The 11,586-nt window shown below is 41.5% G+C and carries 14 protein-coding genes; 3 read left to right on the forward strand and 11 right to left on the reverse strand.

Annotated elements, in window-relative coordinates; all coding sequences use genetic code 11:
* Positions 1-17: 17 nt before the first annotated feature.
* Both AAU57_RS13035 and AAU57_RS15110 read left to right on the forward strand, forming a co-directional pair.
* Positions 18-884: an outer membrane beta-barrel protein gene (locus AAU57_RS13035; protein WP_197275417.1), complete on the forward strand. Its 867-nt coding sequence runs from the start codon at positions 18-20 to the stop codon at positions 882-884.
* A 76-nt stretch (positions 885-960) separates the two neighbouring features.
* Complete coding sequence (locus tag AAU57_RS15110; RefSeq protein WP_156340174.1) at positions 961-1,125, forward strand: hypothetical protein; 165 nt, start codon at positions 961-963, stop codon at positions 1,123-1,125.
* On the opposite strand, the gene rimO is transcribed toward AAU57_RS15110, so the two are convergent.
* Positions 1,122-2,426, reverse strand: a complete 1,305-nt coding sequence (rimO, locus tag AAU57_RS13040; protein ID WP_055413328.1) for a 30S ribosomal protein S12 methylthiotransferase RimO — start codon at positions 2,424-2,426, stop codon at positions 1,122-1,124. The genes AAU57_RS15110 and rimO overlap by 4 nt on opposite strands.
* 256 nt (positions 2,427-2,682) lie before the next feature.
* Between rimO and AAU57_RS13045 the strand changes: the two genes are divergently transcribed.
* Positions 2,683-3,870: a hypothetical protein gene (locus AAU57_RS13045; RefSeq protein WP_055413329.1), complete on the forward strand. Its 1,188-nt coding sequence runs from the start codon at positions 2,683-2,685 to the stop codon at positions 3,868-3,870.
* A 17-nt stretch (positions 3,871-3,887) separates the two neighbouring features.
* Here AAU57_RS13045 and AAU57_RS13050 read toward each other — a convergent pair whose 3' ends face one another.
* The 10 genes from AAU57_RS13050 to guaB all read right to left on the reverse strand — a co-directional run bounded on the left by AAU57_RS13050 (position 3,888) and on the right by guaB (position 11,497).
* Positions 3,888-4,220, reverse strand: coding sequence for a hypothetical protein (locus AAU57_RS13050; protein ID WP_055413330.1), 333 nt, complete (start codon positions 4,218-4,220; stop codon positions 3,888-3,890).
* 3 nt (positions 4,221-4,223) lie between these two features.
* Positions 4,224-5,903, reverse strand: coding sequence for an amidase family protein (locus tag AAU57_RS13055; protein WP_055413331.1), 1,680 nt, complete (start codon positions 5,901-5,903; stop codon positions 4,224-4,226).
* An 84-nt stretch (positions 5,904-5,987) separates the two neighbouring features.
* Positions 5,988-6,941 carry a signal recognition particle-docking protein FtsY gene (gene ftsY / locus AAU57_RS13060; RefSeq protein WP_055413332.1) on the reverse strand — a complete coding sequence of 318 codons (954 nt, stop codon included), beginning with the start codon at positions 6,939-6,941 and terminating at the stop codon, positions 5,988-5,990.
* Positions 6,942-7,156: 215 nt separating this feature from the next.
* Positions 7,157-7,309, reverse strand: coding sequence for a DUF4295 domain-containing protein (locus AAU57_RS14900; protein WP_082438633.1), 153 nt, complete (start codon positions 7,307-7,309; stop codon positions 7,157-7,159).
* Positions 7,310-7,315: 6 nt separating this feature from the next.
* On the reverse strand, positions 7,316-7,498 hold the full coding sequence (rpmG, locus tag AAU57_RS13065) for a 50S ribosomal protein L33 (protein ID WP_055413333.1): 183 nt from the start codon (positions 7,496-7,498) through the stop codon (positions 7,316-7,318).
* Between the two features lie 20 nt (positions 7,499-7,518).
* A complete protein-coding gene (rpmB, locus tag AAU57_RS13070; RefSeq protein WP_055413334.1) occupies positions 7,519-7,758 on the reverse strand; it encodes a 50S ribosomal protein L28 in 240 nt (79 codons plus the stop codon).
* Between the two features lie 59 nt (positions 7,759-7,817).
* A complete protein-coding gene (locus tag AAU57_RS13075; protein WP_055413335.1) occupies positions 7,818-9,074 on the reverse strand; it encodes a competence/damage-inducible protein A in 1,257 nt (418 codons plus the stop codon).
* 3 nt (positions 9,075-9,077) lie between these two features.
* Positions 9,078-9,410, reverse strand: coding sequence for an Hpt domain-containing protein (locus AAU57_RS13080; RefSeq protein WP_055413336.1), 333 nt, complete (start codon positions 9,408-9,410; stop codon positions 9,078-9,080).
* Positions 9,407-10,021, reverse strand: coding sequence for a fumarylacetoacetate hydrolase family protein (locus AAU57_RS13085; protein WP_055413337.1), 615 nt, complete (start codon positions 10,019-10,021; stop codon positions 9,407-9,409). The genes AAU57_RS13080 and AAU57_RS13085 overlap by 4 nt, the downstream gene beginning before the upstream one ends.
* Complete coding sequence (guaB, locus tag AAU57_RS13090; RefSeq protein ID WP_055413338.1) at positions 10,022-11,497, reverse strand: IMP dehydrogenase; 1,476 nt, start codon at positions 11,495-11,497, stop codon at positions 10,022-10,024.
* Between the last annotated feature and the right edge of the window lie 89 nt (positions 11,498-11,586).

Here is an 11,586-nt window from a genome sequence, read left to right on the forward strand (position 1 = left end):
TTATGAAAAATTTTAAAATGAAAAGTTCAGTACTTGTAGGTTCACTTTTCTTATTGACCGGAATCATCAGCAAGGCTCAAGAAATCAATTTTTCTTTAGGAACGCAGTTTCATTTCTCCACCTTTGATATAGAAGGTGCGTTGAGTGATACAGATATAGAACCTGGAGCAGGTCTTGAGTTGGTAATTCAATTGAAATTATCTGAACACTGGAGTTTAAACCCTGGTGTAGGATATGCGTTTCATCAAGCCCGCAATTCCAGCAGCCGACTGAAAGGTTCACAAACCACTGTCGATTCTGAAGGTGAAGACTTCACGTTTAATTACCAGATTAGCGGTTATTCAGAGACTCAAAAATTCAATAATGTCTCCATACCGTTGAACGTACAATATGAAGGTTCTGGAGTTACTAGATTATACGTTAAAGCCGGAGCATCCTACAACCTTTTGAGTAATGCCAGACAGGAGTCTAGAGCTTCCAGCCTAACTACCAGCGGCTATTTCCCTAGATTCAATGGTACGTTGACAGCACCAGCTTTTGCTGGTTTTGGAACCTATAACGATATTCAATTTTCAGAACAGGATTTTGAACTGAGTAATAGCGTTAACGCGACTTTTGAAATAGGTGTTAAACAACTTCTGGCCGATAATTCTGCGATGTACTTTGGTGCGTTTCTGGATTACGGTCTCAATGATGTTGTAGATTCACCAGTGATAGATGGGACATTGAGTTTTAATCCAACGAGCCCAACTGATTTTGTATCCAATGGCAGCTTTAATGCCAGTAATGGTAACTCAAGACAGGTTGAGGAAGCTAAACTTATTTTTGGCGGCATCAAGATCAGGTATCAGTTTGGTACAAAAGCGCCGAGCGCTAAGCAATAGGTACCAACATTCAAAAAGCAGAAAGGGTCACTTCGAGAAGTGACCCTTTTTTATTTAAAAGAATTATTTTTACCACATGAATACAGATTGGATCTATATAGGAGCGGTGATTGTTGCCTTTTTTGTTTTTCTGGGCTGGAACAAGTCACGTCAGAAATCAGTTAAAGATCGTAAGCGGCGCAATTTTAGAGAAAGCTTTAAAGAAAAACGTGCAGAGCGCGATAAGAATTCTGAGCACTAGGCTACTGGCACGGCATACAAATCAAAATCCTCAGCATCTGCGATTTCTACCATTACAAACTCGCCAACACTACAGTAGTGCTCGCTCGCATCAATGAGCACCTCATTATCCACATCTGGACTGTCAAATTCTGTGCGACCCACAAAGTGATTCCCACGTTTACGGTCGATCATGACACGGTACTGTTTCCCGATCTTTTCTTGATTCAGTTCCCAAGAGATCTGGGATTGAATCTCCATAATTTCATTGGCACGTTCCTGCTTCACCTCGGCTGGCACATCGTCTTCCAGATTATAGGCATGCGTATTTTCCTCATGTGAATAGGTAAAACAGCCCATACGCTCAAAGCGCTGGTCTTTTACCCATTGTTTCAAGATTTCAAAATCTTCTTCAGTCTCGCCAGGATACCCAACAATTAATGTGGTTCTAATGGCCATTTGTGGCACGCTTTCGCGAAAGCGATCCAACAATGCATTCGTTTTTTCAAACGTAGTACCGCGACGCATGGACTTGAGTACAGGCGTGGAAATGTGCTGCAATGGTATGTCCAAGTAATTACACACCTTAGGCTCCTCATTCATCACGCCCAAAACATCTACCGGGAAACCTGTTGGAAATGCATAATGCATGCGTATCCACTCAATACCATCGACTTTGGCGAGCTCTTTCAATAAATCGGCGAGACGGCGTTTTTTATAGAGATCGAGACCGTAATAGGTCAAATCCTGGGCGATAAGTATGAGTTCCTTGACACCTTTTGCGGCCAGTTTTTCTGCTTCAATGACCAGGTTTTCAATAGGCGTGCTTTTGTGTCCACCACGCATCAATGGAATGGCACAAAAGGAGCATGGACGGTCGCAACCTTCGGCAATTTTGAAATATGCGTAGTTTTTAGGTGTAGTCGTAACACGCTCTCCTATGAGTTCGTGCTTGTAATCTGCGCCTAGAGCTTTGAGCAGTGATGGCAATTCCGTCGTACCAAAATACTGATCTACATCTGGGATTTCCTTTTGAAGATCTGGCTTGTAACGCTCTGACAAACAACCTGAAACAAACACCTGATCTACCTCACCACGGCTCTTGCGATCCACAAAATCAAGAATGGTGTTAACGCTTTCTTCCTTAGCATTATCGATAAAACCGCAGGTATTGATCACGACAATGTTACCTTCTTCCTCGTGCACCACATCCTTGCCACTGGCCTTAAGCTGGCCCATAAGCACTTCACTGTCATAGACGTTCTTGGAACATCCCAGTGTGATCACATTAATACGATTCTTCTTTCTTGATTTTGTTCTCATAGCGGCTGCAAATTTACGACAAGCAGTTGGTTTGCAGTGTAGGTGGTTGTTAATATCGCTTTCGCGAAAGCTAAAAAGGCAGTGAATCCATAATGTAATTTAAAATTGCTACTCACATTTAACTTAAGGAATCTCGCAATAGATGTACAAATCAAATTTTTCGGCGAAGATCTTAACAAATCCTAGTTTCCTTATTTACCTTATTAATTTAGCTATATTCGGATTTTAATTGATAAATCCTGCTCACATAATAATCATGACCATATCAAAGTACTTCGCTCAAATCTTCATATATTTTTTTCTTGGCTACATCAGTTTCGCCCAGTCTAATTTTTACCCTGGTAAGCTTACAGCTTCTGACCAGTCTGAAGAAACCATATATTTCAAACTAAGAAAAGAAGTTGTCAATAAGGATGGAACGGTGAATGTTTATCGTGATAAAAATAACTCTTCAATTCTCGTTTTAAAAGCCTCAGATTTCAAGAAAATACTTGCAGATGATGGTAGCCTAGAGATAATTAGTGCTTACGTTGAAAATATCGAATCAAACAATGTTGTTCTTCGCAAGCTGGTAGATGCGGATGAATCTTTATACATATATAATAATCAAAAACAAGTGCTTTATGTAAACGGTTCATTTGAAAAAGGTTACCAGGTTCTAGCACCTTTTGAAAAAGATGGGCAACCTATTGTAGGTTATAAAAGGTGGCTATATAATAACCTCAACCCTAATAACAACGCTATCGATAGCTTTACTCGACTGTCGTACAGTCAAGACGACTTGGTGAAATATTACCTTGCAAATAGCGCCAACGCAAATAAATTGGAGCAGGAAAAAAAGGTGGCGTTTTTCAATTTAGGATTACATGCTGGGTACAGTAGCAATAATTTTGCTGTATCATCACCAGATATCTCATATGATAATCTAAAAGCATCTAATATCCGAATAGGTGTTAAAGCAGAGCTCAACTTGAATCGTATCACAAATAATTTTACACTTATTGCTGGAGTAGATTATTTCACAATAGCAGAAGGCAGAGCCGATGCTGTAAGGTTTCCAGAATCGGTAAATAATACAAAGGCAGAATATCTACTACAATTCGACTATTATTCTTTAAATATCGGTGCTCAATATAATTTTCATTTGAAGACTATAAGCATCGCACCGTTTGTAAGCTTTGAACCAATATTCTATGGATCAAACACAGAGATTTCAGTCAACTTCGAGGATGGACAACCGATATATTCTACCAATAATTATACAGGCAGTTCAATAGGCTTCAACCTTGGACTAAAATTTGATTTTTTCAGTAGTTTTTATAGCTTCATCGAATATAGTTCGATGGCAGACATGAGAGCTATGGCAAATCAATTTGAAAGACAAATAACGATTGATAACGATCTAAAACGCATTACGTTTGCTATAGGCTATACTATTTTTTGAGGCATTTATTTCAAAAATCACAATGTCCAGCTCCACACCCACAATGCGATATCCTCATAGTACATCCTCGCAAGCAACATTACCGCTGCGCTGATCGAGGGAACGAGCCAGTTGTATTTTTTGAGTAAAATCAACGCAAGGTTAACCAAACCCAGCACCAGATGTACTGCCGCCAAAAAATACAAAGGCATGTAGGCATTTTGTGGTGCGTCTGGATTCTCACTCACCGGCTGGCTTATGGTCTGTGCGACCACCGTCAGAATGTAAAACCCGGCGTAAATAGCGACAATCTTAGTAAAGGTGCGTAGACTCTTTGCTGAAAATAAAGGTGGCTTGTTATCTTGAGACATGGATTACTTTGAGTAGTCAGTCGGCATTTGACGCTTCTTACTTACGCGTTCATAGGCCGCAGCCCAACCAAATAATTCACGGTCCTTTCCAGAAGGCGCAATAAAAGTCAGGCCAAATGGCTTGCCATCCTTGTCATAGCCCATGGGAACGGTCATCGCAGGAAAGAAACCAACCGCAGCAACACCAGCCGTGTAGTTGTTTATAGAAAGGATGCCGTCCAGCCCATATCTAGAATAATAGTAGTTGAGATATTCTTGAGCAGAAACTGTCATTTTCTCCTTAAAATTAGCAAACTCATCATCAGTCATTTCAGGCTCATCAAGGATTCCCTGAAACAATCGCTGGCCATATGGCATAGCGTTAATAGAATCTTTAAGGTTTTCCTGCATTACTCGAGCCACATCCCAATCCTTATACTTTGCGTTTCCTGCAGTTTGAAAATACGTAGGCAAGTCTTGTTTCATATCTGCATTAAGCAGTTTTAGAAAGCCGTTGAGTTCTAGATCGCGATCTTCCAATTCGATGATGGTAGCTCTTTGGTTTTTGATGGTTGCGATGGCATCTGCATATAATGGATTCTCTAAAAATCTCTTGAAAATCCCAAATCGCTTTCCTTCTAGAGAATAGTCCTTCAATTTAGGGATCAGATTACTTTCAATAACGTCAGCTTCATCACCGCGCATTGCGTTGATCAGGATCGCGGCATCGACGACGTTTTTAGCCATTGGGCCAGCCGTATCCAGATAGCTGGAGATGGGTACCACTCCTTCGCCAGAAATTGTTCCTACCGTAGGTTTTAAGCCTACGATGGAGTTTTGGGATGATGGTGATAGAATAGATCCACTGGTTTCTGACCCAACCGCTGCCACAGCAAAATTTGCTGCTACTGCTACTCCGCTACCACTACTGGAACCACCGGTGTCAAAATACGTTCTTTTGTATGGATTAAGTGTTTGTCCACCTACGGCACTATATCCGCTAGGGCAATCTCCACAGAAAAAGTAAGCCCATTCACTTAAATTGGTTTTACCCAGAATAATTGCACCGGCATCCTTCAGATTTTGAACCAATCGTGCATCTGCGGTTTGATTGTCTATCAATACTGCAGCTCCAGCTGTTGTTGGCACCTCGCTGGTATTGATATTGTCTTTAAGTAAAATAGGCATCCCAGTGATGACATAAGTATCTAGCGTCTCACCATATTCCTTCATGGTGGCAAGAGTGGCATCGGCTTGTCGGGCTTGCTCTATCGCATTAGGATTAAGCGATATGACCGAGTTTAAAGACAATTCATTATTACGGTCATAGTTGTAAATTCTGTTGAGGAAGTATAAGGTTAAGTCCTTATAAGTGAACTTACCATCATAAATCGCCTGCTGTATTTGCGGAATGCTCTTTTCTTGAACCAACACATTCAACAGCTCGGCCTTGCGAGTCCCGTTAGGTGAATTGAAACTGAACTGCAATACTTCATCTTCAAGACCTGCAAACACATCGTCTTTAGTGATGTATTTAGAATCCAACACTTTTAGTTTTAAAGGACTAAGCGTGTCTGTTCCATTTGCTTGTGCTTTTTCCAGCGCCTTTTCTATGGCTTTTTCTCTTGAGGAAGGCTTTGTATCTGACGTTTTACAGGACAACATCGTGGCCATCAAAGCCAGTAGCAGAAGTAACTTTTTCATGTATTGATTCTTTTTCTAAAAATAAAACACTCGCTAGAACTATTAAGGCCTAGGAGTTTTTTTATATAATTTGTACGGATTGATTTAATTGAAGAAACTATCTACAAATTCGACTTTATTAAACACTTGAAGGTCTTCCATACCTTCACCAACTCCTATGTATCGAACTGGGATTTGAAATTGATCTGAGATTCCTATGACCACACCGCCTTTTGCCGTACCGTCCAATTTTGTAATGGCTAGCGAAGTAACCTCAGTCGCAGCCGTGAATTGTTTTGCCTGCTCAAATGCATTTTGACCTGTGGAACCATCAAGTACCAACATGACGTCATGTGGAGCGTCTGGAATTACCTTATCCATAACGCGTTTGATTTTGGTCAGCTCGTTCATCAAATTCACTTTGTTGTGCAAACGTCCAGCAGTGTCCAGCAGCACCACATCTGCCTTGTTAGCTACTGCACTTTGCAAAGTATCATAGGCTACACTTGCAGGATCACTTCCCATCTTTTGCTTTACAATATCCACACCTACTCGATCTGCCCAGATTTGTAACTGATCCACCGCTGCAGCTCTAAAAGTATCTCCAGCACCTAACACTACTTTTTTACCTGCCTTTTTGAACTGATACGCCAACTTACCAATGGTTGTCGTTTTACCTACTCCATTGACACCTACAATCATGACCACATAGGGTGTATCTTGTTTAGGAACGGTAAATTCTGTAGCATTACCACTATTGACCTCGCTCATCAATCCTGCGATTTCTTCCCGCATGATCTTATTAAGCTCTTCTGTACCTAAATACTTATCTCTAGCTACGCGCTCTTCAATTCTGTCAATGATTTTTATAGTGGTTGCCACTCCTATGTCACTGGAAACCAAAACGTCTTCCAAATCATCCAACAGATCGTCATCGACCTTTGATTTACCAGCAACGGCCTTACCTAGCTTATCGAGAAAATTGGTTTTAGTCTTTTCCAGCCCTTTATCAAGGGTTTCCTTTTTCTCCTTATTGAATATATTCTTGAAAAAACTCATAGCTTATAGTTGGTCATGCAAAGTTAAGATATCGATGGTTATGAGGTGCTGCTAATTTTTATTGAAATGAGACGTGGTATGTGGTGAAATATTTATGCCAAGGGAACAGCATTCAATGTCTTGAAACCTATGCACCGTGGTCACTTCTTGATGTGTTAAACAAAAAAGACCGCGTTGCCATGGCAACGCGGTCTCAATCATTTTAACTAACCAACTTATTTCTTATCCAAGAAATCGTTTACTAATTCTGGTGCCATGATAGCACTCACAAATGTGTAGGCACCTGTTTTAGGTGACTTAACCATCTTAATGGCTTTTGTTAATCTCTTTGACCCAGTTTGTAGGGTTGCTACTGATTTCTTTGCCATGTCTTATTATTTAATTTCTTTATGAACAGTCATCTTCTTCAAGATCGGGTTGAATTTCTTAATTTCAAGACGATCTGGAGTATTCTTCTTATTCTTGGTAGTGATGTAACGAGAAGTTCCTGGTTCGCCAGTTGCTTTATGCTCGGTACATTCAAGGATTACCTGTATTCTATTGCCTTTCTTTGCCATCTTAGTGCTATTCTATGAAATTACTTGGAAAGAATCCCGTTAGCACGAGCTTCTTTTACCATTGCGGTAATTCCTTTTTTGTTGATGTTCTTTATTGCCTTAGCAGATACACGTAACGTGATCCACTTATCTTCAGTTGGAAGGTAGAAGCGCTTTTTGAACAAGTTCACGTTAAATTTACGTTTTGTCTTATTCATAGCGTGGGAAACATTGTTTCCAGACATCGCTTTCTTACCAGTAAGTTCACAAACTCGTGACATGATTATCTGTGTTTAAAATCGGACTGCAAAATAACAAATATAAATTGGAACACACAAACCTAATTTGCCTGTATTTTCAATATTTCTTTTTGCAATAATTCAAATGACTTGTTGACGGTCTTCTGGATGACTCTTTCTCTATGATTTCCCATATTAAAACGAACGGCAAAACACTCACTACTTGTAGCTATACCTATATATACAGTTCCCACATCTGCGTCGCTGTCACCTTTGCTAGGCCCAGCATTACCCGTTGTTGACACTGCAATGTCGGAATGAAATTTTGCTCTCGCTCCTCTTGCCATTGCCATGGCTACTTGCTCGCTCACCACACTATGCTCCTCAATGATGGATGGATCTACATCCAGCAAATCAATTTTTGACCTGGTGGCATAAGTGACTGATGCTCCCATGAAAAATTGTGAGGCACCGGCATTTTCCGTTAGTTGTTGTGCGATTTGTCCACCGGTACAGCTTTCTGCCACAGCGAGCGTCAACCCAGCATTTTTGAGCAGGGCAGAAACTTGTTGAGCCATAGACTCATCATTGCTCTCACCTATAATAATGTCCTCAATGATTTCGTACAGAGACAAAATACGCTGGTCAACGGCACTGGTCACTAGATCTCGATCCATGCCCGTACTGGACAAACGCAATCTTACCGATCCCAAACTAGGTAAATACGCCAGTTTTATAGTTGACGGTAGTTCATCTTCCCATTTTTCAATGCGAGTGGCAATTGTGCTCTCGCCTTGACCAGCCGTCAAAATGGTACGATGGTATATAAAAGGCAAACCTTCTGTTTTTCGCAATAAGGGCAACACCTCATTACTCATCAATGATTTCATTTCAAAAGGTACGCCAGGCATAGATACAAAAACAGTATTGTTGCGCTCTAGCCACATTCCAGGAGCTGTGCCGTAGGCATTGTTAAGAATCTTGGCTTTGGATGGCACCATCGCCTGTAACTCATTAGCGGGCACGATGGCATCTTTTACGTATTTGGCAAACATCTCGCGTATGTGCGTCAAAACGTTTTCGTTCAGCACCAATTCATCGTCAAAATATTCACAGATGGTGGACTTTGTAATGTCGTCCTTGGTAGGTCCCAAACCGCCGGTAACTAGCACGATGTCTGATTGCTGTTCCGCTTTCGCGAAAGCGGACAAAATATGATCCCTATCGTCACCAATAGAAATAATCTCATACACCGAAACCCCAATCTTATTGAGCTCCTTACCCATCCATGCGGAATTGGAATCCACAATCTGGCCTATGAGAATCTCATCGCCTATAGTGATTATGGTTGCTTTCATGTTCTAGAAATCTTCCCTTAATTGGGTCACGGTTTTCTGCAGTTCTTCTTGAACGCGCATAAAATGCTCATTGATGTCCATCTGGTCTTCTGACTTTCCCCAAGCCTCGAGCACCAACACATCATAAAGGCAGGAAAGCCCAAACATGTCTACCGTAGGTTTCATTTTGTGCGCGTACTCATGTACAGCAGCGCGATCATCCTCGACCACGCCTATGGCGAGCTGCTCTAGATCTTCTGGAATCTCTTCTATAAAAGTATCTACCATGGCCTTGATAAAATCAGGGTCATTCTCTGACAACTCCTTTATCTTACTTAAATCGTACAACTTGCTCATTTGACGCGTATTGAAAATAGTTCCTTTCCAGCAAGAACACCTCTAAGGGCGTCATTTTCTTGAACTCTGGAAACACCTGCTGGAGTGCCGGTAAATATAAGATCTCCTATCTTAAGGGTAAAAAATTTACTGATGTGCTCTATGAGTTCATCAATCTTCCATAACATGAGGCTGGTATTGCCATCTTGCTGCAGGACATCATTCTTATAAAGCTGAAAATCCAACTGATTCAAATCTCCCAATTCTGCTTTATCAATAAAGTTTCTAGAAACCACCGTAGCACCATCAAAGGCTTTACATTTTTCCCAAGGCAAGCCTTTAGACTTTAATTCATTTTGAAGGTCTCGTGCCGTAAAATCAATGCCCAATCCTATCTCGTCATAGTATTTGTGCGCAAATTTTTTATCAATGTGCTTTCCCAATCTATTGATCTTGACGATTACCTCAACCTCGTGATGCACATCGTTGGAAAAATCTGGGATAAAAAACGGATTCTTATCCAGCAAAATAGATGTATCAGGTTTTAAGAACACAATAGGCTCATCGGGCCTCTCGCTGTCCAGCTCCTTGATGTGCTCGACATAATTGCGGCCTATACAAATGATTTTCATCTAGTTGCGGCTGTAATTAGGCGCTTCTTTAGTAATGGTCACATCATGCGGATGGCTCTCGTGGACACCAGCAGCCGTAATCTTTACAAACTGGCCTTTTTCCTTGAGGCTTTCAATATCGCCTGCACCACAATACCCCATTCCAGCTCTTAAGCCACCAATGAATTGTGTCATGCTTTCTACTAGGTCACCTTTGAAAGGAACGCGGCCTACAATTCCTTCTGGAACCAATTTTTTAATATCATCTTCCACATCCTGGAAGTAACGATCTTTAGAACCCGTTTGCATGGCCTCTACAGATCCCATACCACGATAGGATTTGAATTTGCGACCGTCGTATATAATAGTCTCTCCTGGAGATTCTGTGGTACCTGCCAGCAGTGAACCCAGCATGACACAATCTGCACCAGCAGCAATTGCCTTAGGTATATCACCAGTGTATCGTATACCACCATCTGCAATTACGGGTATCCCAGTTCCCTTTAAGGCATGAGCTGCTTCCATCACCGCACTTAGTTGTGGGAAACCAACTCCTGCCACTACTCTTGTGGTACATATAGATCCTGGACCTATACCAACCTTAACGGCATCTGCACCAGCATCTGCTAGATATTTTGCAGCTGCAGCAGTGGCTACATTACCTACTACCACATCCAGTTCTGGAAAGTGTTTCTTGACATTTTTTAGAACATCAACCACGCCTTTAGTATGGCCGTGTGCCGTATCAATGACTACCGCATCCACGCCAGCTTCTACCAGCGCTCTTGCTCGATCTACGGCATCGCCAGTCACGCCTATAGCTGCCGCAACACGCAAACGACCATACTGGTCTTTATTGGCATTAGGCTGCAAGGTGAGCTTAGTGATGTCTCTAAATGTAATTAGACCTATGAGTTTGCCTTCATCGTTAACGACAAGAAGCTTTTCAATTTTATGTTCCTGTAGAATGATCTCAGCTTGTTGCAAGGATGTTCCAGCCTTGGCCGTTACCAAGTTTTCTGAAGTCATCACCTCAGTCACACTGCGGCTGTCTTTTTTCTCAAAGCGCAAATCACGATTCGTGACGATACCTTTAATATATCCATCTTCATCAACAATAGGAATACCACCTATACCGTGCTCGCGCATGCTGGCTTTGGCATCGCCTATGGTCGCCTCTTCAGTAAGTGTTACGGGATCGATGATCATACCACTTTCAGCACGTTTTACACGACGTACTTTCTGGGCTTGCGCCTCGATCGACATGTTTTTATGTAGAATTCCGATTCCGCCTTCTTGAGCCATGGCGATTGCCATACGACTTTCTGTTACCGTATCCATCGCTGCAGATACAATAGGAACATTAAGCGTGATGTTTTTGGAAAATTTACTTTGTATACTTACCTCTCTAGGCAGTACCTCGCTGTAGCCAGGAACTAGAAGTACATCGTCGTAAGTGAGACCTTCGCCTACAAACTTAGCATCGTGTGAAATCATTGCAATTCAATTTAATTGCATGCAAAGGTACGGTTTTTACGCATGCTTTAAGAGAGAAAAGCACAGTAGCCTTTAGTCTCGCATATCTC

The sequence above is a fragment of the Nonlabens sp. YIK11 genome (genome assembly GCF_001413925.1).
Classification (GTDB): domain Bacteria; phylum Bacteroidota; class Bacteroidia; order Flavobacteriales; family Flavobacteriaceae; genus Nonlabens.